This window comes from Pseudooceanicola profundus (genome assembly GCF_054919315.1).
In genome coordinates, this window is record NZ_CM142898.1 from 1595105 (window position 1) to 1617816 (window position 22712).

Annotated in this window: 16 protein-coding genes; 7 read left to right on the forward strand and 9 right to left on the reverse strand. The window is 69.3% G+C overall.

The window, feature by feature from the left end:
• Positions 1-247: 247 nt before the first annotated feature.
• Both pbpC and ACX9MO_RS07335 read right to left on the reverse strand, forming a co-directional pair.
• Positions 248-2287: a penicillin-binding protein 1C gene (pbpC, locus tag ACX9MO_RS07330; protein ID WP_462214068.1), complete on the reverse strand. Its 2040-nt coding sequence runs from the start codon at positions 2285-2287 to the stop codon at positions 248-250.
• Complete coding sequence (locus ACX9MO_RS07335; RefSeq protein WP_462214069.1) at positions 2277-7715, reverse strand: alpha-2-macroglobulin family protein; 5439 nt, start codon at positions 7713-7715, stop codon at positions 2277-2279. Before ACX9MO_RS07335 ends, pbpC begins: the two co-directional genes overlap by 11 nt.
• Before the next feature lie 242 nt (positions 7716-7957).
• Between ACX9MO_RS07335 and ACX9MO_RS07340 the strand changes: the two genes are divergently transcribed.
• Positions 7958-10171: a response regulator gene (locus ACX9MO_RS07340; protein ID WP_462214070.1), complete on the forward strand. Its 2214-nt coding sequence runs from the start codon at positions 7958-7960 to the stop codon at positions 10169-10171.
• Positions 10172-10396: 225 nt separating this feature from the next.
• Here ACX9MO_RS07340 and yaaA read toward each other — a convergent pair whose 3' ends face one another.
• The 3 genes from yaaA to ACX9MO_RS07355 form a co-directional block, all read right to left on the reverse strand.
• Positions 10397-11164, reverse strand: a complete 768-nt coding sequence (yaaA, locus tag ACX9MO_RS07345; protein WP_222490966.1) for a peroxide stress protein YaaA — start codon at positions 11162-11164, stop codon at positions 10397-10399.
• Positions 11165-11195: 31 nt separating this feature from the next.
• Entirely contained in the window at positions 11196-13238 is a 2043-nt protein-coding gene (gene recQ / locus ACX9MO_RS07350; RefSeq protein WP_462214071.1) for a DNA helicase RecQ, read from the reverse strand.
• A 138-nt stretch (positions 13239-13376) separates the two neighbouring features.
• The gene (locus tag ACX9MO_RS07355) at positions 13377-13670 is read right to left on the reverse strand and encodes a YggT family protein (RefSeq protein WP_222490964.1); all 294 of its coding nucleotides are present in this window, start codon (positions 13668-13670) and stop codon (positions 13377-13379) included.
• Between the two features lie 219 nt (positions 13671-13889).
• On the opposite strand from ACX9MO_RS07355, the gene ACX9MO_RS07360 reads away from it, so the two are divergent.
• From ACX9MO_RS07360 to arfB, 5 genes are all read left to right on the forward strand, one after another.
• Entirely contained in the window at positions 13890-15236 is a 1347-nt protein-coding gene (locus ACX9MO_RS07360) for an MFS transporter (protein ID WP_462214072.1), read from the forward strand.
• Positions 15212-16165 (forward strand): penicillin-insensitive murein endopeptidase, encoded by a 954-nt coding sequence (gene mepA / locus ACX9MO_RS07365; RefSeq protein ID WP_462214073.1) that lies wholly within the window; start codon positions 15212-15214, stop codon positions 16163-16165. Before ACX9MO_RS07360 ends, mepA begins: the two co-directional genes overlap by 25 nt.
• A gap of 74 nt (positions 16166-16239) precedes the next feature.
• Positions 16240-17061 (forward strand): esterase-like activity of phytase family protein, encoded by an 822-nt coding sequence (locus ACX9MO_RS07370; protein WP_462214074.1) that lies wholly within the window; start codon positions 16240-16242, stop codon positions 17059-17061.
• Between the two features lie 89 nt (positions 17062-17150).
• Entirely contained in the window at positions 17151-17774 is a 624-nt protein-coding gene (locus tag ACX9MO_RS07375; protein ID WP_222490960.1) for a queuosine precursor transporter, read from the forward strand.
• A 378-nt stretch (positions 17775-18152) separates the two neighbouring features.
• Positions 18153-18566: an alternative ribosome rescue aminoacyl-tRNA hydrolase ArfB gene (gene arfB / locus ACX9MO_RS07380; RefSeq protein ID WP_222490959.1), complete on the forward strand. Its 414-nt coding sequence runs from the start codon at positions 18153-18155 to the stop codon at positions 18564-18566.
• Between the two features lie 3 nt (positions 18567-18569).
• Here arfB and ACX9MO_RS07385 read toward each other — a convergent pair whose 3' ends face one another.
• The 3 genes from ACX9MO_RS07385 to ACX9MO_RS07395 form a co-directional block, all read right to left on the reverse strand.
• On the reverse strand, positions 18570-18866 hold the full coding sequence (locus tag ACX9MO_RS07385; RefSeq protein ID WP_462214075.1) for an I78 family peptidase inhibitor: 297 nt from the start codon (positions 18864-18866) through the stop codon (positions 18570-18572).
• Between the two features lie 374 nt (positions 18867-19240).
• Positions 19241-19798 (reverse strand): 16S rRNA (guanine(966)-N(2))-methyltransferase RsmD, encoded by a 558-nt coding sequence (rsmD, locus tag ACX9MO_RS07390; RefSeq protein WP_462214076.1) that lies wholly within the window; start codon positions 19796-19798, stop codon positions 19241-19243.
• Positions 19798-21018 carry an NAD(P)/FAD-dependent oxidoreductase gene (locus tag ACX9MO_RS07395; protein WP_462214077.1) on the reverse strand — a complete coding sequence of 407 codons (1221 nt, stop codon included), beginning with the start codon at positions 21016-21018 and terminating at the stop codon, positions 19798-19800. Before ACX9MO_RS07395 ends, rsmD begins: the two co-directional genes overlap by 1 nt.
• Positions 21019-21111: 93 nt before the next feature.
• Between ACX9MO_RS07395 and ACX9MO_RS07400 the strand changes: the two genes are divergently transcribed.
• Positions 21112-21600 (forward strand): redoxin family protein, encoded by a 489-nt coding sequence (locus ACX9MO_RS07400; RefSeq protein ID WP_462214078.1) that lies wholly within the window; start codon positions 21112-21114, stop codon positions 21598-21600.
• Between the two features lie 419 nt (positions 21601-22019).
• Here the strand turns inward: ACX9MO_RS07400 and ACX9MO_RS07405 are convergent, their stop codons facing one another.
• Positions 22020-22598 (reverse strand): protein-tyrosine phosphatase family protein, encoded by a 579-nt coding sequence (locus tag ACX9MO_RS07405; protein ID WP_462214079.1) that lies wholly within the window; start codon positions 22596-22598, stop codon positions 22020-22022.
• Positions 22599-22712 lie beyond the last annotated feature (114 nt).

Below are 22712 nucleotides of genomic sequence, written 5' to 3' on the forward strand. Positions count from 1 at the left end.
CTCGCTACGTGACGCACCTCGCGCGAACTGTACCCGGTCCGCTTGCCCCCTCCGGCTATCGCTTAGGGCAGCGCCGCCCCGCGGGGTGGCGCAATAGCGCCGCCCCATGGGGGCGGGTCGGCGCTGCCCGGCCTCACGGCCGGGCGGGGCATTCCGAGGGGACAGCGCCGCTTCAGAGAGACCTTGCCCTGACCTCGCTGCAAGCTTCCCTCAAACCGAACACGCGACACAGCGAGTCGCGCTCCCCTCACTCCAGCCGCACCGACACCCGCGCCGCACGCCCCTCCGCATCGATCACCGCGAGGTCGGCAAATCCCGCTTCCAGCCCGTCGAGGATCACCTCCCGCCCCCGTGCGCCGGTCAGCAGGGGCCGCCCGTTGGCAAGCCATGTGAAGGGCGGACGCCCCTCGCGCACCTTGGCCACCAGCCCCTGCGGCCCCAGAGACACCCGTGCGCCTTCCGGTGGAAAGGCCACCACGGGCGCATCTGCGGGCGCGGCAAAGACGGCGCCGCGCGGGCGGAAGCGCTGCAGGGGCGCCGGCAGCGCGGCGGCGGAAAGCATCAGCGTCTCGGGCGGGGGCGGCGGCAGCGGGTCCAGCGCCGGTTTCAGCCGCTGGAACACCTCGAAGAGGATCGGGGCGGCAGCCTCGGCCCCGAAGGCGCCGGGCACCGGGGTCCCGTCGGGCCGCCCGATCCAGACCGCCGCCACGTGCCGCCCGTCAAACCCCACGGCCCAGGCATCGCGGTGCCCGTAGCTGGTGCCGGTCTTGTAGGCCAGCCGGTTGCGCGGCGCCCCCGGCGGCGGCGCGAGACCGGCGATAATATGGCCCACCTGCCAGGCCGCCGCCCGCGACAGGAACCGGCGCGAGGGTGCCTCAACGCTCTCCATACGCCAGTGAAGGGCACGCGCCTCTCCGCCCTCGGCCAGCCCGGCATAGAGCCGCAGGAGGTCCTCCAGCGTCATCCCCAGCCCGCCCAGCGTGATCGCCAGCCCGGGCCGCCCGCCGGGCACCTCGGCTGCCACGCCCGCCCGGCGCAGCCGCGCCATGATCGTCTCGGGGCCGAGCGCATCGGCCAGCTGCACCACGGGCGTGTTGAGCGACAGCTGCAACGCCTCGGTCACCCGGATCTCGCCCCGGAAGCTGCCGTCGAAATTCTGCGGCGCATAGCCGTCGAAGCTGACCGGGCGGTCGTCGATCATCGTCTCGGGATGGGCCAGCCCCTCGTCGAAGGCCATGCCGTAGACCAGCGGTTTCAGGGTCGAGCCGGGCGAGCGCAGGGCGCGCGTCATGTCGACGAAGCCCTGCCCGGTCTCGGAATAGGACCCGCCGACAGAGGCCAGCACATCGCCGCTGCGATGATCCGCCACCAGCACCGCAAGGGACACACCGCCCGGCTGACCCCGCAGGCTCTGCTGCGCGAGCCGCTCCAGCGCGGCCTGAAGTGCACCGTCCAGTGTCAGGTCGTGGACCGGGGCCAGCGGGGCCTCGGCCCGGGCGCGATCCGCCATGTGGGGCGCAAGCGCGGGAAAGGCACGACGCCGCGCGGGTGCCGGATCGCGAAGGGCGGCCTGCACCGCGTCGGGGGGCAGCAGCCCGTCGCGCGCCATCCGCGCCAGCACCCGATCCCGGGCGGCACGCGCCGCCTCGGGGTGGCGGTCGGGGCGGCGGGCTTCGGGGGCCTGCGGCAGGGCCACCAGCAGCGCGCGTTCCGCGGGCGTCAGCCGGGTGGGCTCCTTGCCGAAGTAGCTCAGCGTCGCGGCCCGCAGCCCCTCCAGATTGCCACCGTAGGGCGCATGGAGCAGGTAGAGGCGCAGGATCTCCTCCTTGCTGAGATGCCGCTCCAGCGCCCAGGCCACGCGCATCTGGCGCAGCTTGCCGGACCAGCGCCCGGTGCCGCTTTCCTCCAGCAGGCGCGCCACCTGCATCGTCAGGGTCGACCCGCCCGAAACCACGCGCCCGTGCCACGCTGCCTGCGCCACGGCCCGCAGCAGGGCACGGGCGTCGACGCCGGAGTGGTGCAGGAAGCGCCGGTCCTCGTAGGCCAGCAGCATCTCGGTGAACCGTGGGTCCACCGCGCCGGGCGCCAGCCGCCAGCGGCCATCCGCGACCGTATAGACCCGCAGCAGATCGCCCGCCCGGTCGCGGACCTCGACCGAGGTCTCGCTCACCAGCGGGGGCAGTTCCGTCGCCGTGATCCAGGCCTCCCAGCCGTCACGTGCCGCCACACCGGCCCCGAGGGCCAGCACGAGCGACACAAGCGCGGCGGAGAGGCGGTTACTGCGCAACGGTCACCCGGCCCGTATCGGTCCATGCGCGGTAGCGCGGCCGGTACATGTCCTCGACCGAGGCCGCCGGATGGTGGTAGCTGCCGGGCGAGATCGCACGGACCACGTAGGCCAGCGTGAAGGGGTCATCCCCGCTCCAGTCCAGCGCGGCAAGGAAGCGGTCGGCGCGGAACTCCGCGTGATCGGCCACCGCCGGGTCGAGCCAGCCCAGCCCCCGGATATCGCCCGAGCGCAGCAGCGAGGGGTTGTCGATCTCGAACCCGCCGGGCAGCGGATCGTCCACCATCAGCCGCGCGCCGGTCTTCTCGAAGGGCGTGACCTTGAGGACCACGACCATGCGGTCGCCCTGCGCGATCCGCGCCGGTTCCACCGGGGCGCCCTCCATCGTGTAGTAGCTGCGCCCGATGGCATAGCCATAGCCGCCCGCCGCCGGCGCCACCTCGGGCACGCCCACGGTGGTCAGGGTCAGCTGCGTCGCGGCCCCCGCGGCATTGGCGATCTCCAGCGGGGCCAGCATGGCCGCCCCGTCGAGGGTCCGCACGAAGGGCCCCTCGACCGGTGCGCCGTTCAGCGTCAGCCCCGACACCGCGGGATCGTCGACCATCGCCTTGGCGGCCATCAGGGTCCAGACGCTCTCCTGCGTGGACATCGGGCCCGAGACATCGCCCACCACGGCCGCCAGCGCCGCGGTATCCACGGCCTGCGAGCCCGCCTCGACCGCCAGCGTCAGCAGGCCAGCCGCATCGCGCAGGTGGGTGCCGTAATCGGCGCGGTAGAGCCGCGCATCGCCCCGAACCGGCAGGTTGTCTAGCATCCGCTGCGCCTGCGCGAACATCCGGTCGGCCCGCGTCTGATCGCCGTAGAGCGCCAGCGCCGCGCCCAGCTGGGCCGCCGCCAGCGGCGTGGCCAGCGCCGGGGCCTTCACGTCGGCGTAATAGCGCAGGTCGCCCATGTTGGCCGCCCCCTCGCGCGCCAGAACGAGCAGCGCATAGGCCAGCGCCTCGCCGCCCTTGCGCTCCTCGTCGAAACTGTCCGCGTAGTTCACGCGGTTGCGCAGGTTGTCCATCGCCATGCGGAAGGCGGTGTCGGGCACGGTATAGCCCTCCTGCCGCGCGCGGCTGAGCAAATCGGTGACATAGGCGTCGAGCCAGTCATCCCCCGAGGAAGCGGACCAGAGCCCGAAGCCCCCGTTCGAGGCCTGCCGCGCGAGGATGCGGTCGATGGCCTGATCCACCCGCTCCTGCACCCGGTCGCGCGAAGCCAGCCCCATCGCCTCGGCCACGGAGGAGAGGTAGAGCAGCGGCAGCGCCTGCGAGGTCACCTGTTCCGTGCAGCCATAGGGGTAGCGGTCCAGCGCGGCCAGCAGCGCGGGCGCGTCGAGCCGCGCGAGCGGCCCGGCAGAGACGATGGCCTGCCCGGTGTCCCGGCGCAGCCCGGCAAAGACATTGCCATCCAGCGTGAAGGTCCCGCCTTCGGCGAGGTCGAACCGCTGCGTCGTGGAAACCGACGGATCGTTCTGTCGCACCCCCAGCTTCAGCGGCTTGGTCAGGACCTTGCCGCCGGGCGTGGTGAGCGCGACGGTCAGGGACTGATCCCCAACGCCATCGGCGGTCACGGGAATAGAGAGCGTGACGGTATCCTTCTCCCCAAGGCTGACGGAGGCCGGGATCGCGCCCGCATCCAGCGTCAGCCCCTCGGCGGTGACGGAGAGCGCGGCCCGCCCTATGGGGCCGGTGGCATGGATGATTTCCAGCAGCAGGCGCGAGGTATCGCCGGGCGCAAGCAGCCGGGGCAGCGTGGCGCTGACCACGACGGGATCGCGCACAAGCACATCGGCCTCCGCGTAACCGACGCCGGTGTCAGACCAGGCCACCGCCATGAAGCGCACGGTGCCGTTGAACTCCGGCAGGTCGAAGGTGACATCGGCGGTGCCATCGGCCCCCACGGTCACGGGGCCCGAGAAATAGGCCACCAGCTCCTCGGTCGGGGGCGGCGATTGCAGCCGGGACGACCCGGCATCCCCGCCCGAGCGGACCTGTCCCATGGCGCCGTTCACGCTGTCGATGAGGCGGCCATAGAGATCGCGGATCTCCATCCCCAGCCGCCGCTGGCCGAAGTAATGGCCCTGCGGATCGGGGCTCTCGAAGCCGGTGAGGTTGAGGATGCCGAGGTCGACCGCCGCCAGCGTCACATGGGCGGTCTCGCCCGCGGCAATGCCATCCACAGCAACCCTCGCCGTCACCGGCCCGCGCGGATCGGCCTCCGTGGGGACATCGACGCGGACGCTCAAGGCTTTCTCGCCCGGATCGACCTTGGCATAGGCAAGGCCGAGGGCGCGGGCCGGGGTCTGTCCGGCGGCCACGTCCATCGGGCGCAGCAGGGCGGCGGTGACATAGGCCCCGGCGCCCCAGTCCTCGGTCACCTCCAGCGGGATCACGCTCTCGCCCTCGGGCACCTCCACGGCGCGGCGTTCGATCAGCCGGTTGGAGATCACCGTCACCAGCGCCGTCCCGGCAGAGCGCGGCACGATGCGCAGCTGCGCCGTGTCGCCCACGGCATAGCCCGCCGCGTCGAGGGACAGCTCCAGCATGTCGGGCGTGGTGGAGCTGTCGGCGGGTGCGTACCATCCGGCGTAGAAATCGACTGAGGAGCGGGCGGGCGCGGCCCCGCCGACCTGCTCCACCACGATCTCGTATGCGCCCCATTCCACGGGGGCTGAGACCTGCACCGGCGTCGCCCCAAGCGTCGCCTCGCCCGAGGCGACCTGCGTGCGGGTGGTGTAGGGCTCCCAGTTCCAGTCGCCGTATTGCTGGTACCACTGGTACCGGGTGCGCACGCGGTTCACGGTCCAGCGCACCGGCAGGGCCGCGCCATCGCCCACGGCGATCAGGGTGAAGGCAGCCTCCGCATTCTCGGGCACGACGCCCTCGGCGGCGGGGCGGATGCCGATGATGGCGTGATCCGGCGTCAGCAGCCGGTCAGCGCGCCGCTCCACCGGGCGGCCGGAGCCTTCCAGCACGCGGGTCACCACCTCGGCCATGACGGGCCGGTCGGAAGGATCGGAGAAGCTGGGCAGGGTCACCTCGACAAGCGCGGCGCCATCGGCCTCGGTCCGGGTGCCGCCAAAGCTCTGATACTCGGGATAGGTGGCGCGCTCATGGGCGCCGAAGAGGTAGCCGGGATGGTCCGGCAGGCTGCGCACCGGGCGCAGGACGACCTGCCCCTCGACCTCCAGCCCCGCGGCGGGGGCGCCGAAGAGATAGCGCGCCGACACGGACAGAGGGGCGCGGTCCCCGGGGCGCAGCGGGCCGTCCGGCAGGGTGGCGGTGAAGTCGATCCGCTCAGGCAGGAAATCCTCGACCAGCAGCTTGGCACTGGCCAGCGCCTCGGCCTCGGGGTCCGCCTTTATCTCCAGCGTCCACGTCCCGCGCGGCGCGGCGGGCCCGACGGGGAAGTCGAAGACATGCCCGCCCGCGACGCCCGCCGTCGAGGTCTGGCGCGCGTATTCCACCCCGTCGGGGCGCGACAGGATCGCCGTCACCGGCAGCCCCTCGATCGCCCCGGCCAACGCATCCCGCGCCAGTGCCGTGGCGTGGATCACCTCGCCCGCGCGGTAGGCGCCCCGGTCGGTCGCAAGGAAGACGTCGATCGGCGGCGCGGCGGGGCGGCCCTCCACCCCCCGGTCGGACAGGTCGAAGGCCGGATCGGTGAGCGAGAGGAATGCGAGGTCGGCCTCGCCCTCCCGCGCCATGACCATGGCCGGGGCCGCGCCGCCGCTGCCACGGGTCAGGCCGGGGGCAAAACGGGCATATCCGGTCTCATCCGTCGTGGCGGTGCCCAGCACACGGTTGCTGCGCGAGAGCAGCGAGACCTCGACCCCCGCCTTGGCCTGCGCATCGCCGAGGCCGCGCAGGAAGACATGCAGCCCGTCGGTGCCGGACATCGAGGTCAGGCCCAGATCGGTCAGCACGAACCACTGGGTCGCGACGGCGCCGTCGTCCTCGGCCCCCGGCACCCGCGCAGTCAGCGCATAGGCCCCGGCGGGCTGGCCCTCCAGCGCGTCCGCCATGGGCAGGCGGGTGGTCATGTCGCGGTTGAGCTCCGAGGCGACCGCGCCGGTGCCGTCCCAGACCAGCTCGGCCAGATCGTTTTCCAGCTGCCGCTCTTCATAGAAATAGAGCCGCTGGCCGAAGAAGCTGTCCTGCACCAGCCGCAGCAGGTTGCGGTCGGTCACATGGTAGAGCTTCAGCTCCAGCGCATCGGTGTTCACCGTCTCCACCGGCAGGGCGATATCGCCCGCGTTGGCCAGCACGTAGGCCCGGCCCGGGAAGGTCACCCGCGGCGCGCGGTCCCGGATGTAGACGCGCAGCTCCACGTCGCGGGCCAGCGTCTCGCCACTGGCGGCGGGCAGCCCCTCGCGGAAGGTCACCGTGTAGCGCGCGCCATGCTGGCCACCGCTGAGGCAGAGCTGCGACCCGCTCGCCTCCACCGCCATGCCCGCATCGGGCAGGCGCAGGTAATCGGCGTAGTTCACCTGCGTCTCGTCCAGCGCCTCCGAAAACTCGGCGCAGATGCGCGGCTCGGCCAACTCGTTCTCGACCCGGTTGTCGGTGATGCGGAAGCCATAGCGTTCGATCGCCACGTCCAGCAGCGCGGTGACATCGTCGCGCAGCTGGATACGTTCCGCCAGCCGCAGCGCGGGCAGCATGTCGCGGGCGCGGTCATTGGCCTCCAGCGCGCGGGCCAGCACCACCAGCGCGGTCACCCGCGCCGGATCGGAGGGCGCGCGGAGATAGGCGTTGATCGCCCCGCCCAGCGCCCGCTGGCGCAGCTTCCGGGTCTCGCCGTAGTTCCCGCCCTCGGCGATCAGCCCCAGCCGGGCATATTCCGCCCATTGGTCCGAGGCATCGGACCCGGCCACGGCCCCGCCCATGAACCGCATCGCCGCCAGCGGATCGCCCGCCGCCTCGCGGTCCCGCGCGGCCTGTAGCAGCGCCTCGCCGGTGAATTGCCCCGCCGGGTGAATCCAGCTGATGTCGGAGGCCAGATCCACCGCCCCGGCGATGGCAGCGTCCTGAAGGAAGCCGAGATCGCCGCGCAGCGCCTCGGCCCGCTGCCGCAGGGTGTCGCTGATTGGCAGGATGCGCGCCGAATAGGCCCCGTCATAGGGCACCGGCGCGGCGGCCGCGGATTTCGGGAAACAGGCGTTGGAGCGGGTGTTGTAGGTGAAGGCGGTGCAGCCCGTCGTGGCCGCGCAGACATTGCGGCAGGCCTCGAAGGTCGTATCGAAGAGCGCCTGCAGGTCGTTGCCGGGGAAGTCCACGTCCCGCGTCAGCAGCATACGGGTTTCGGGCAGAACCTCCTGCGCGGCGAGCGGCGCGGCAGTGGGCAGGGCCAGCACGAGGGCGGCAAGAAAACGACGGACCATGAAAACCTCCTCCCGGAGTGGGTCCTGATCGGAAATGATCCCCGCCCCGGTTGATGAATAGCATATCTCGAAATGACCGCTCTACCGTGACACGAGGTTTCGCAGGCTGGCAAGCGGCGGCATGACGCGGCCATCGGCGTCCCGGCCCCGCCCCGCCGTTGGCGCGCCCGGCAATCTCAATGGTTTCTTTACCGCTGCGCCGCACCTTGGCGCGAGGGGGGCGTCAGGGAGCGGAGGCTTACGTGAGTCTTGCAAACAAGCTGTCCGAGGAACGGCGGGCACGATTGGCGGCAGAACGGCTGCTGGAGCAGAAACAGGCGGAGCTCCACACCGCGAACCGCAAGCTCGGCCGCCATGCCCGCGCCCTCAGCGAGGAGATTTACGAGACCCGTGCCGCGGTCCAGACCGTGCGGGACGAGAACCGGCGCGTGAAGCTGGACCTGAGCGCCGCCAACCAGAAGGTGGAGATCGCGGAGCGCCGGCTCTGGCAGTCGATCGAAACGATCGAGGGGGGATTCGCCTTCTTCGACGGCGACAACCGCATGATCGCCGCCAACGGGGCCTGGCTCTCGGTCTTTGACGGGCTGGAGGAGGTGGCCCCGGGCGTCACCTACATCCGGTTGCTGCAACTCATAACGGAAGAAGGCATCGTCGACATCGGGGAGATGAGCCCGAGGGACTGGCGGCGCATGATGATGACCCGCTGGCAGTCCCCGGTGCCGGAGCAGATCGTGCTGCGGCTCTGGAATGGCCAGTACATCAAGATGATCGACCAGCGCGGACACGAGGGCGACGTGGTCTGCCTTGCGCTCAACATCACCGAATCGGTCCGCTACGAGGAACAGCTGCGCGAGGCCCGCACCCGGGCCGAGGCCGCCAACCGCGCCAAGAGCGCCTTCCTCGCCAACATGAGCCACGAGATCCGCACCCCGATGAACGGTGTCGTGGGCATGGCCGAACTGCTGGGCGATACCGAGCTGACCCGTGATCAGCAGCTCTACGTCGACACGATCCGCTCCTCCGGCGAGGCGCTTCTGGTGATCATCAACGACGTGCTCGACTATTCCAAGATCGAGGCGGAGAAACTGGCCCTGCACCCGGAACCCTTCGACCTGGAACGCTGCATCCACGAGGTCGTCACCCTGCTCCAGCCCCGTGCGCGGCAGAAGGGGCTGGAGGTGCTGGTGGACTACGACCTCTTCCTGCCCACGCGCTACATCGGCGATCCCGGTAGGCTGCGGCAGGTGATCACCAACCTCGTGGGCAATGCGATCAAGTTCACCACGCGGGGCCACGTGCTGATCCGCGTGGTCGGCCTGCCCCGCGGCGACGGCGAGGAGGTGCACATCCACCTGACGGTGGAAGACACCGGCATCGGCATCCCCGCGGACAAGATCGCCGGCATCTTCACCGAGTTCAGCCAGGTCGAGGACACCTCGAACCGGATGTTCGAGGGCACCGGCCTGGGGCTGGCAATCAGCAAGCGGCTGATCGGGCTGATGAAGGGGCGGATCTGGGTCGACAGCGAAAGCGGGCGCGGCTCGGCCTTCGGGTTCCAGATAACCCTGCCCGTCGCCGAACCCGAGGAGGAAACCAACGGTCCGCCCCGCCTGCCCGAGGGGCTGCGCCGGGTGCTGGTGGTGGACGACCTGGCCGTGAACCGCACCATCCTCGAGCGCCAGCTGGAGGCCATGGGCGCCCAGCCGATCCCCTGCGCCAGCGGGGCCGAGGCGCTGGAGCGTCTCGACGAGGGCGTCGACCTGATCGTCACCGACCATAACATGCCCGCCATGGACGGGTTGGAACTGGCCGAAGCGGTGCGCGCCCGCGGCAGCCGCGTGCCGGTGATCCTGCTGTCCTCCGCGCTGGATGACGCGGTGCTGGACCCGGCCAGCCGGACGCTGGCGGCGATTTTCCAGCGCCCGATGCCCCGGCGCGACCTCTACCGCGCGATCGACAACCTGATCCACGGGCGTCCCCTGCACCGCCGCCCGGCCCCTCTGCCCGCACCGGCCCCGACCGCGCCCGCGGACGACCGCCGCGCCATGGTCGTACTGGCGGCTGAGGACAACCGCACCAACCAGCTGGTCCTGCGCAAGATGCTGGGCGAGGCGGATATCGCCCTGCATTTCGCCGCCAACGGGCAGGAGGCGCTGGAGCGCTACGCCGAACTGACGCCCGACCTGATCTTCATGGACATCTCGATGCCCGGCATGGATGGCAAGGAGGCCACGGCACGGATCCGCGCGCAGGAACAGGGCCGCCGCGTGCCGATCGTCGCCCTGACGGCCCATGCCCTCGAAGGGGATGAAAAGGCGATCCTCGCCGCCGGCCTCGACCACTACCTGACGAAGCCCCTGCGCAAGACGCTGCTCTGCGACCAGATCAGGCGCTACCAGCCTGCCGAGTGCCGCCCGCCCTTTGCCACTGAACCCCGCCAGGCCGAAAGCGCCTGACCCCGGCGGGACCTCCCCGGCGCTGCCCGGAAAATTCGAATTTTCCGGTCCGTTTTCTTCGAAGAAAACGGGCATGGCAGAGGGCGCGGCGCACCCGCCCGACCGTCCGCGGGACAGCAAGGCCTGCGCCGAAGAATCTTGAGGAAAATTCTTCGCAAAATTCTTATTTCAAGAAATTCGGGCGCGATCCGTGCGGTCCGCGCCCTACCGGAAGCCAGGCTTGGGTTACTCGGCGTTGCGCACGAAGACCGGCTTCGTCTCGGTCGACTGCTTTGCATCGAAGCTGTAGCCGCCGGTATCGAAATCCTTCAGCGCCGCCGGATCGGTCAGCCGGTGGGTGATGACATAGCGCGCCATCGCGCCGCGGGCGCGCTTGGCATAGAAGCTGATCACCTTCTCCTGTCCGGCCTTGCGTTCGAGGAAGGTGGGCGTGACCACCGTCAGGCCAAGCGCGTCGAGGTCGACCGCGCCGAAGTATTCCTGGCTGGCGCAGTTCACCAGCACCCCGGTGCCGATCTCCGCCGCCTGCGCCTTCAGCGCCTCCGCCGGCCGCGTCCCCCAGTAGTCGTAGAGCGACTTGCCCTGCGCGGTCTTCAGCCGCGTGCCCATTTCCAGCCGGTAGGGCTGAATGCCGTCCAGCGGGCGCAGCACGCCGTAGAGCCCCGAGAGGATGCGCAGGTGATCCTGCGCCCAGTCCAGTTCCTCCGGATCGAGGGATGCCGCTTCGAGCCCCTGGTAGGTGTCGCCCGCGAAGGCCAGCGCCGCGGGACGCAGGGCCTCGGGCGCGGGCGCCTCTTCGTAGCTCTGGAACCGGTCGCGGTTCAGCTTCGAGAGGTCGGCCGAGAGCTTCATCAGCTTGGCGATGTCGTCGGCGGATTTCTCCCGCATGACGCCCGCCAGATCATTGGCGGCGTCCAGCATGTCGGGCGTGGTCAGCGCGACGTCACGCTCGGACCAGTCCAGCTTCTTCGCGGGGGAGACGACGATCAGCATCTAGATACCTCTTGCAGCAACGCCGCGATATCTAGCTTGCCTCGCGCAGGAGGTCCAGAAAGGCCGCGCCGAAACGTTCCGTCCGTCTGTCCCCGAGGATGCGGGTGAGCGCCGCTTCATCCTGCGGCCGGGATTCCGCCACCTTGGCCAGCAGCGAGGCCGAGCAGGACAGCGGCTTGTCGATCCCGTCGGGCCCGCGCGCCAGATCGGCCTGCGCCTGCATCAGCCGGTCGTAGAGATCACCCGAGGCGCGGCCCGCCAGCTTCATCCGCTTGGGATGCATCTCGGCCACCTCGCCGGCGATCACGGCGAGGAACTCGGCTCCGTAGCGGTCCAGCTTCTTGCCGCCGACGCCATTCACCCGGGCGATCTCGTCCAGCGTGGTGGGACGGTTCTCGGCCATCTCGATCAGGGTGCGGTCGTTGAAGATCATGTAGGCGGGCAGCTTGGCCGCCTCCGCCAGCGCGCGCCGCTTGGCCTTGAGGGCGGAGAGCAGCGGCTCGTCCTCCTCCGACACCAGCGTGCGCACCACCGGGCGACGATCCTTGGCGGCGGTGATCACGTCCTTGCGCAGCTCGATGCTCTCCTCCCCGCGCAGGATCGGCAGGGCGGTGTCGGTCATGCGCAGCGCGCCGTGGCGTTCGGGATCGGGGCGGATCAGGTCGTGGCCCATCATCTGGCGGAAGATCGCGCCCCACTGGCGCTTGGAGTATTCCTTGCCGACCCCGTAGGTGGGCAGCTGGTCGTGCCGTTTCTGGCGGATACGGTCGGTGTCGGCGCCCATGAGGATATCGGTCAGATGCCCCGCGCCGAACCATTCCTCGGTCCGCAGGATGGCCGACAGCGCCTTGCGCACCGCGGTGGTGCCGTCGAAGACCTCGGGCGGGCGGTCGCAGAGATCGCAGTTGCCGCAGGGCTCCGCCGCCTCGCCGAAGTAGCGCAGCAGGGCCACGCGGCGGCACGACAGGCTCTCGGCCAGACCCAGCAGCGCGTTGAGACGCCCGTGATCGGCAGCCCGGCGTTCGGGCGGGGCCAGCCCCTCGTCGATCTGGGCGCGGCGCAGGCGGATGTCGTCGGGGCCGTAGAGCGTGAGCGTCTCGGCAGGCGCCCCGTCGCGACCCGCGCGGCCGATCTCCTGGTAATAGGCCTCGATGCTTTTCGGCAGGTCGGCGTGGGCGACCCAGCGGATGTCGGGCTTGTCCACCCCCATGCCGAAGGCCACCGTGGCGGCGACGATCAGCCCGTCCTCGGCCTGAAACCGGGTTTCGGCGATGCGCCGGTCCTCGGCCTCCATCCCGCCGTGGTAGTGGATCGCACTGTGCCCGGCCTCGCGCAGGGCCTGCGCCAGGCTCTCGGTCTTGGCGCGGGTGCCGCAGTAGACGATGCCGGACTGTCCCTTCCGGGCGGCGGCGAAGTCGAGGATCTGGCGCCGCGGGCTGTCCTTGGCCCCGAAGGCGAGATGGATGTTCGGCCGGTCGAAGCCGCGCAGGAAGGTCTGCGGCGCGGCCTGCGGGAAGAGGCGGCGGGCGATCTCCTCCTGCGTTTCGGCATCCGCCGTGGCGGTGAAGGCCGCCACGGGCACGTCAAGCGCGTGGCGCAATTCACCGATGCGCAGGTAATCGGGGCGGAAGTCATGACCCCACTGGCTGACGCAATGGGCCTCGTCCACGGCGATGCGCGAAACACCGATCCGGCGCAGCATCCGCATCGCCCCTTCGGAGGCAAGACGTTCGGGCGCAAGGTAGAGCAGCTTCAACCGCCCCTGCTCGATCGTATCCCAGACGTAGTCCGTCTCCTCCGGCGTGTTGCCAGAGGTCAGCGCCCCCGCTTCGACCCCTGCTTCGCGCAGGGCCCGGACCTGGTCGCGCATCAGCGCGATCAGCGGAGAGATGACGACGGTGATCCCCTCGCCCATGAGCGCAGGCAGCTGGTAGCAGAGCGACTTGCCACCGCCGGTGGGCATGATGGCCAGCACATCGGCCCCGCCCGCGACCGCCTGCACGATCTCTTCCTGTCCCGGACGGAAGGAGGAGAATCCGAAAATCTCGCGCAGAAGGGGGGCAGCGTCCTGCATCGGGCCTGTCTTTTGTGGTTAATCCGCTCTCAGGAGGGACTGTCCCACATTAAGAATCGGTGAACAAGGCCACGGCCGCCGGGGAAGCGGCGGTCATGGGCCGGTCGCGTGTTGAACGCACGGGGCGGACGGGGCCGCTCAGTAGCCCATGAAGAAGCCGCGGTTCGTGTCCAGCACGATGCGGATCAGCATGATGCCGATGAAGACCATCAGCGGCGCGAGGTCCAGCCCGCCGGTCGGGGGCAGGATGTTGCGGATCGGGCGGTAGATCGGCTCGAGGATGCGGTTCAGCCCGTCCCAGATCTGGGACACGATGGCCTGCCGGCGATTCAGCACGTCGAAGCCGATCAGCCAGCTCATGATCACGTGCGCCAGCACGAAGAACCACAACACGCTGAGCAGGAATTGCAGGATGTTGTAGATCGTCATCATGGGCCGGGGTCCTCTCTCTCGGGTTCCGGTCAGACCTAGGGGCAGCGGGGCGAAAGCACAAGTCCGACGCGCGGTTTAGGTTGACGCAGGCAGGCCGCGGGCCACGCGCGGGCGCAGGAAGGCAGCAGGGCAGCGGCAGACCTGCGGGCCAAGTGCCTTGTCATGACGCGCCCTTCCCGGTCATATCGCCGTGAACGGCAGGCCAGTCAGGGGAAAACGATGTCGCTGCGCAAACGCATCTGGGGCTGGTTCTTCTTCGACTGGGCCAGCCAGCCCTACAACACGCTTCTGATCACCTTCATCTTCGCGCCCTACGTGAAGGAACTCATGGGCGACGGCACCGCCGCGCAATCGGTCTGGGGCTTCGGCATCGGGGCGGCGGGCTTCTGCATCGCGGTGCTGGCCCCGATCCTCGGCGCGATATCGGATGTCTCGGGGCACCGGATGCGCTGGATCTGGGCCTTCTCGGCGATGTACGTCGTAGGGGCCTATGCGCTCTGGTGGGCCGCACCGGGCGATTTCAACCTCGTCTCCACGCTGATCTTCTTTGCCATCGGCATGATCGGCATGGAATTCGCCACGATCTTCACCAACTCCATGCTGCCCGACCTCGGCCCGCGGGAGGAGGTCGGACGGATCTCGGGCAATGGCTGGGCCTTCGGCTACGTCGGCGGTCTGGTGGCGTTGGTGCTGATGCTGGCGCTGCTGCAGGAGAATCCGGCAACCGGGCGCACCATGATCGGCATTCCCCCGATCCTCGGCCTCGATCCCGCGCTGCGCGAAGGCACGCGGGCCGTGGGGCCGCTGACCGCGATCTGGTACGCGGTCTTCATGGTGCCCTTCTTCCTCTACGTGCGCGATCCGAAACCCGCGAAAGCCCCGCGCGGCGCGGTCATGGCGGCGCTGAAGGGCCTCGGCGGCACCATCCGCGGGCTGCCGCGGCGGCCCTCGCTCTTTGCCTACCTCGCCTCGTCGATGTTCTACCGCGATGCGCTGAACGGGATGTATGTCTTCGGCGGCATCTATGCCTCCGGTGTACTAGGCTGGTCGATCATGCAGATCGGCATCTTCGGCATCATCGCCATCGTCTCTGGCGCGCTCTTCGCGTGGCTCGGCGGCATGGCGGACAGGCGCTTCGGGCCCAAGCCGGTGATCCGCGCCTGCATCCTCGTGCTCAGCTTCGTGGCGGTGTCGATCGTGGTGATCTCGCCCACCAGCGTCTACTTCATCCCGGTGGCCGAGGGCTCGGCCCTGCCCGATATCCTCTTCTTCGTGATGGGCGCGCTGATCGGGGCGGCGGGCGGCGTGATCCAGTCCGCGAGCCGCACCATGATGGTGCGACAGGCCGATCCCGACCGCATGACCGAGGCCTTCGGCCTCTACGCGCTTGCCGGCAAGGCGACCTCCTTCCTCGCCCCCACGCTCATCGGTGTGACAACCGCCATCAGCCAGAGCCAGCCGATCGGCGTGACCCCGCTGATCGCCCTTTTCCTTATCGGCCTTGCCCTGCTACGCTGGGTCGACCCGGAGGGAGACCGCCCATGTTCCGACGCACCGCCCGCCTGATCCGCAGCGCGGGAACCACGATCCCCACCCGCCGCACGACCGCGCGGCTTGCCTCGCTCATCCTTGCCCCGCTGATCCTCCTGTCCGGCCCCGCCGCCGCGCAGACCAGCGTGCCCGCCGAATGGCGCGGAAAAGAGGCGCGCCAGCTCTTCGGCGCCAAGGCCGAGCCCTCGTGGCAGGACAGCGCGCCCTTCGGCTCCTATGCCAAGGGCTGCCAGTCCGGGGCCTACATGATGCCCGACACCGGTCCGACATGGCAGGCGATGCGCCTGTCCCGGAACCGGAACTGGGGCCAGCCCCAGATGATCGACTTCCTCAAGGACCTCTCGGCCTTCGCGGCGAAGCAGCCGGGCTGGGCCGGGCTCTACATCGGGGACATCTCGCAACCCCGTGGCGGGCCGATGACCTCGGGCCATGCCTCGCACCAGATGGGGCTGGATGCCGATGTCTGGATGCTGCCGCCGCAGCGCCTGAACCTGACCCGGACCGAGCGCGAGAATCTCTCCTCGATCTCGACCCGCCGGGCCTCGGGCGCCTTCGTGAACGACAACTGGACGCCCCAGCACCACCAGATCCTCAAGGCCGCCGCCAGCGACCCGCGGGTGGCGCGGATCTTCGTCTTCCCCGGCGCCAAGGTGCAGATGTGCAAGGACGAGACCGGCAACCGTGCCTGGCTGCGCAAGATCCGGCCCTGGTACGGGCACCACTACCATTTCCACGTGCGGCTGAACTGCCCCGCCGGGGCCCGCGGCTGCGTCGAACAGGATGCGCCCCCGCCCGGTGACGGCTGCGCCGATGCACAGGCCTGGGTGAACAACATCCTGAACCCGCCGCCGCCCGATCCCAATGCCCCCAAGCCCAAGCCGCGCCGTCAACTGACGCTGGCCGACCTGCCCCAGCAATGCGTCTCGGTCCTGCAGTCGCGCTGACGCTCCTGCTGCTGACCACCTGCGCCCCAACAACACCGCCGGACGGACCGGCGGTGTTGTCGTCGGAGGTGGTCATGCGCGGCAATGTCCCCAATCTGGGCGGGCTCTCCGGCCTAGAGGTGACGGCGGGCGGCACACGGTTCATCGCGATCTCGGACCGCGGTTACATGTTCACCGGCCGGCTGGAACGGGACGACGACGGGCGCCTGACGGCGGCCCGGGCCCTCACCATGGACCCGCTGCTGGACCCGGACGGCGCACCGCTCACCCGCACGACCTTCGACGCGGAAGGGCTGTCGCTCACACCGGACGGCCGGATCGTCGTCTCCTTCGAGCAGCTGCCCCGGGTCTGGGTCTACGACGCGCCCGGCCGCACGCCCGACGGCCTGACACAGCGCGGCGACTTCCCGCCCCTGCCCTACAACGGCGCGCTGGAATCCGTCGCGGTCGATGCCGCGGGGCGCATCTTCACCCTGCCCGAGGATCACCTGACCGAGGCCGGCCGCATTCCGGTATGGAGCCAGCGCGACGGCCGCTGGGACGAGGTCACCACCCTGCCCGCGCCCGATGACGGCTTCCTGCCCGCCGAGGCCGCCTTTGGCCCGGACGGCAAGCTCTACCTGCTGGAACGCGCCTTCACCCGGCTCAGCTTCCGGACGCGTGTGCGGCGCTTCGACGTCTCGGCGCCCGGCGATCATGACGCCGAGGTCCTCCTCACCACCGCCCCCGGCCAGCATGACAACCTCGAGGGTCTCTCGGTCTGGCGCGATGCGGAGGGCACGACCCGCCTGACCATGGTGGCAGACGACAACTACCTCTGGATTCAGCGCTCGGAGGTGGTGGAGTACACCCTCCCCAGTGCCGCACCCCTTGCCAGCAAGGCAAAAACCCCTTAGACGCCGCCCGTTCCCCCTTCCGGGGAACGGAACCGCGCCCCATCGGGGCACAAGTCGCCGCTACCTTGTCTAAAAAACGGGCTCAAAACATGGACCGCAAATACCTGCCTGGCATTCTTGCCATGGCCGCCATCGTGGTGGCCTCGAACATCCTGGTGCAATTCCTCTTTGGTCAGTGGCTGACCTGGGGGGCCTTCACCTATCCCTTCGCCTTCCTCGTCACCGACGTGATGAACCGCGTCTATGGCGTGAAACCCGCCCGCAAGGTCGTGGTCGCCGGGTTCGTGGTGGGCGTGATCTGCTCGCTGATCGGCACCCAGATCCAGGGCGACTTCGGCCCGCTGGTGACGCTGCGCGTGGCGCTTGCCTCGGGCACCGCCTTCCTCGTGGCACAGCTGACCGATATCGCGATCTTCAACCGCCTGCGCGATGGCGCCTGGTGGCAGGCCCCGCTGGCCTCGACGCTGGTCGGCTCGGCGCTCGACACCGCGCTTTTCTCCGTCATCGCCTTTTCGACGCAGCTGATCTTCCTCGATCCATCCAACGACGTCAGCTGGGCCAACGAGGCGCTGCCGCTTCTGGGCGTGGGCCCGGTGGTGCCGCTCTGGGTCTCGCTCGGGGTCGCGGACTGGATGGTCAAGCTCGCGCTCGCCGTGATCGCTCTTGCACCGTTCAAGGCAATTGTGAACGGTTTGACCACAAGACCTGCGTAAAAACGTTTTGCGATACACGAAATATGTGAGACCCTTTGTGTATCGGAAACATTCAGAAAGGAGGTGCTCTAGTGTCTATTGAGGTATTGGAGAGAGGTGTTGGAACAGTTCGGAAGGACGTTTGCTGAGGCAGCCCTTGGCAGCCGACCGACCGGATTGGTGGGATACCTAACCAGCCCCACCTCCTAATCTCGAGAGAGGGTCGCTCCGTTCCGGGAGCGGCCCTTTTCCGTGTCCGACATCCGCGTCCGCGCGATGCAGTCCCCGCCCGCCGGCGGCACCCGGACCTCTCCGCCTGCCCCCACGGCCGCGTTCCCTGTGGATTTTCTTTGCCGATCCGGGCCCGCGGCCCTAGATCTGCCGCGAAAGGAGGCGGCCATGCTGCGCATCACCGACGACATTGCGATCCAGGACTGGGAGATCACCGAGATCTTCGTCCGCGCCAGCGGGCCGGGCGGGCAGAACGTGAACAAGGTCTCCAGTGCGGTGGAGCTGCGATTCGAGGCCGACCGCTCGCCAGCGCTCTCCCCTGCGGTGAAATCCCGCCTGCGCCGCATCGCCGGACGGCGCTGGACCAAGGAGGGCGCCCTGGTCCTTCAGGTCTCGGAAGAGCGCAGCCAGGCCCGCAACCGCGACATCGCCCGCGAACGGCTAGCCGACCTGATCCGCCAGGCCCTCGTCGCCCCCAAGAAGCGCGTGCGCACCCGGGTGCCACTTGGCCAGAAACGCCGCCGGCTCGACGACAAGAAGGCCCGCGGCGAGGTGAAGGAAAAACGCGGCTGGGACCGCTGAGGCTCAGCCGCAGCGCAGGTCCACGAGGGCACCGCCCTCGTCGAGCATGACGTTCATCCGCTGCGGATTGTGGTCCATCGTCATCACGTCCCCGGGAGAGAGCACCCGCATCGGGCCCCCGTGCGCGGCAAAGGTTTCTGCCTGATAAGCGGTCCCCACAAGCGTCGCCGGATAGGCATCCGCCCCACAACTCGCCTGGTCGGCCGTGGCCGTGGGCCAACCGCCGGTGGTGTCGCCCCCGGTCGCCTCGCAGGCCGCCAGGCCCACCACCATCGCCGCTGCACAAATCACGCGTTTCATCTCGACCTCCCTCGCGGTGTGTCTCCTGATATCAGCACTCCCCCCGCCCCGCGCAAGCGCCGCCCCGTGACACGCCCCAACACCGGCGATCCACCGCCCAGTCCCGGCCGAGTCCCGGCCCCTCATCCACTGTTCCGAAATATCCACGGGGGGTGCGGGGGGCCGTCAGCCCCCCGCCCTCTCCACCAGATCCCCGCCCGGCGCTGATCCCCGAACCTTTCAAAACTCCGCCGTGTTCTCTTCGAGGAAAACGGGCAGGCTCCCCCCCCGATTACTCCGCCGGAAGCGCGCAACCGCCCGCCTCGAACGCCAAAGAATTTTCGAAAATTCTTTGCAAAATTCTTCGAAGAGTTTTGCCAGCCACCGAAGGTCGATCAGCGCTCCAGCAGCGTGATCATCGTGTCGCCGTACTTCCGGCTCTCCAGCAGGGTCAGCCCCTCGGGCGGCACGACGGCGCCGCTTTCCTCCCAGACCACCAGCGCACCCTCGGCGATCCACCCCTGCGCGAGGGCGGCCGAGAGCGCCTTGGCGCCGAGGTCCTTGCCATAGGGCGGATCGAGGAAGACGAGACCCGCGCCCTCTCCCTCGCAGGGCGGCAGGCGCAGGGCGCTGCAGCGCATCAGCCGCGTCGCCCCCTCGACGCCCAGAACCGCGATGTTCTTGCGGATCAGCCCCTGCGCCACGCGCCCGTCATCAACGAAGGTTACCTGTGTCGCCCCGCGTGAGAGCGCCTCCAGTCCCAGCGCCCCGGTCCCCGCGAAGAGGTCGAGCACCCGGGCCCCCTCCACCGGATCGCCGAAGCGCCCGCCGAGAATCAGGTTGAACAGGCTTTCGCGCACCCGGTCGGTGGTAGGACGCAGGTGCGCCCCCGCGTCGCCCTTGCCCACGGCGGCCAGCGCCCGGCCGCGATGCTCTCCGCCGATGATCCGCATCAGCGCAGCAGCGTCTTGAGCTCGACCGCGGGGTCTGCAACGGCCTCTGCCGGCGCGCTTTTGCCCGCGTCAATCAGGCGCTTGCCCACCATGTAGGCGCGCGGATCATTCATCGCGTCCACGGCCAGCAGGGTCTCGCCCCCATAGTACCAATGCGACCGCACCAGCCCCTCGCCCGCCCGGACGACCACCCTGTCATAGCCGAGGTTCAGCCCGGCGATCTGCAGTTTCACGTCGTATTGGTCGGACCAGAACCAAGGCTTCGGCGCATAGTCGGTACCGGCCCCCATGAGGTTGTCCGCAACGGCTTCCGACTGGTCGATCGCGTTCTGAACGCTCTCCAGCCGCAGCCGCTGGCCGCGCAACGGGAAGGAGGCGCAATCGCCCGCCGCCCAGATGCCGGCCTCGGAGGTCCGCCCCTGAAGGTCGACCGAAATGCCGTTCTCGCAGCTGACGCCTGCGGCCTCCGCCAGCGACATGCCCGGCGCGATCCCGATGCCGGTGATCACGGCATCCGCCGCGATCTCGCGCCCGTCGCTCAGCCGCGCACCTGTGACACGGTCCTCGCCCGTCAGCCGCTCCAGCCCGATGCCTTCGAGGATCGTGACCCCGTGGCTTTCGTGCAGGGCGCGGAAGTAGTCCGAGGTCTCGGCACAGGCAACGCGTTGCAGGATGCGCGGCGCAGCTTCGATCAGCGTGACCTCCAGCCCCAGCTTGGCCGCCACCGCGGCGGCCTCCAGCCCGATGTAGCCGCCGCCCACGATGACCAGCCGGCGGCCCGGCTGCATCTCGGGTGCAAGCGCATCGGCATCGGCCAGATCGCGCATCACGTAGACCCCGGGCAGATCGCCCCCGATCGCCGCCGGCAGCCGCCGCGCGTGCGACCCGGTGGTCAGCACCAGCTCGTCCCAGCCCAGCACCTCGCCCCCGGCCAGCAGCAGCGTCTTCGCCCCGGTGTCGATGCCCTCGACAGTGGTGCCAAGGCGCAGGGTGATATCATGCTCCTCGTAGAAGACCTCGGGCCGCAGGAAGAGCCGCTCCAGCGCGAACTCGCCCAGCAGGTATTTCTTCGACAGCGGCGGCCGTTGGTAGGGCGGCACCCTCTCCGTTCCGATCAGCGTGATCGGCCCGGCATAGCCCTTGCCCCGCAGCCGGGCGACCAATGCAGCCCCGGCCTGTCCTGCCCCGACAACGACAATATGGCGATTTTCCTGTTCCATCCGGACGCATCCTCCTGTTCTGTCGTCGTCGTACGGCGCCGGCACTCTACATCCGTCGTCAGGCAAAACACAATTCATCCCGATGGAGGACAGATGACCATTTCCCAAGGCGATACGCTCCCCGGCGCAACCCTCATTGCGCCCACCGCCGAAGGCCCCGCACCCGTGGCCCTCGCCGACAAGCTGGCCGGTCGCAAGGTCGTGATCTTCGGCCTGCCCGGTGCCTATACCGGCGTCTGCAGCACCGCGCATGTGCCCAGCTTCATCGCGGCCATGGACGACCTGAAGGCCAAGGGCGTGGACGAAGTCATCTGCGTCAGCGTCAACGATCCCTTCGTCATGGGCGCCTGGAGCAAGGACACCGGCGCGGGCGAGGCCGGCATCACCATGCTCTGCGACCCCGAGAGCGCCTTCACCACGGCCATCGGCCTCGACTTCAGCGCCCCCCCGGCGGGCCTGATCAACCGCTCCAAGCGCTACGCCATGGCGGTCGAGGACGGCATGGTCACCGTGCTGCACCTCGAGGAGAGCCCGGGCACCTGCGACATCTCAGGCGGCAAGTCGATGGTTGCCGCTCTCTGAGCGCCCCGCGGCGGCAGGCGTTCCACGCCGGGCCGCCGCATCCGCAGACCGCGGCTGGCGCCCGCTGCGGGCGCAAGCGCCGGGCCCTGCGTTTCAGGGGCCGCCCTGTCCGCGCCCCGGCGACGGCAAACGCCCCGAGGCCGCAGACCGATCCTGTCGGCCACAAAAGGGATCGTACGGAAGCAGGGAGGACCCTTGAAGGTTGAGCCCGAGACGGCAGTGTCGAAACGGCAGGACCCCGAAACGGCTGCGCCCCGAAAAGGCGAAGGCCGGACGTCTCCGTCCGGCCTGCTTCTACCCTTCCTTCGGGGCATCGATGCGGTATCCGCTACATGGCCAATTGGATGCGGGACCATGCGACGCCTCGTCGACCTAGATGCCTGTATACAGGGGTTAAGTCAACGATTCTCGGGCAAAATTTATCCTTTTGATAAATTCTTGCCAAGAGTGTTGCCCGAAACCTGTGCAAGCAGCCAGTTTTCCTGAACCTCGCTCTCCACCGCTTCGTGGAAGTGGCGCCGCACCGTTGCGATGGCCGCCGCGGGCGTCTGCCCCTCCTCGATCAGCACCAGCGCGGTCAGCAACCCGCTGCGTCCGGCGCCATACTGGCAGGCCATGGCGATGGTCCCGCCCGCCGCAAAGCGCGCGGCGAGGGCCGGGCGCAGGCTGTTCCAGCGGGCCGTGAAGGTCGCATCGGGGACCTCGAAGTCCCGGCACGGCAGGAAATGCAGCTCCAGCCCGTCGGGGCAGAGCCGGCGCAGCATGTCGTGGTTGCCCTCGGGCAGCTCGGGCGCCTCCGCCAGAACGATCAGCGTATCGGCCCCCTGCGCCAGCATCGCCTCCAGCGCTTCGCGCGCGGCCTGCGGGTCGAGATAGGCCTCACCGTCGAGCCCGACCTCAAGCCCCGGATAGCCGGACATCAGGCAGAAACCGCCACCGGGCACGGGAACCATTGCGCGTAGCGGGTGTTCAAGCACAGGGCGAATGCGGTCGCTCATTGTTCAACTCCAGAGAATGATAAATAACATTCCATTTTTCGGCGAGTTTCCCCCTGTGACGGGGGGTCCCGGGCCAGCGGGCCTTGACATTCCCCCGTCCTCGCGGCCAATCGG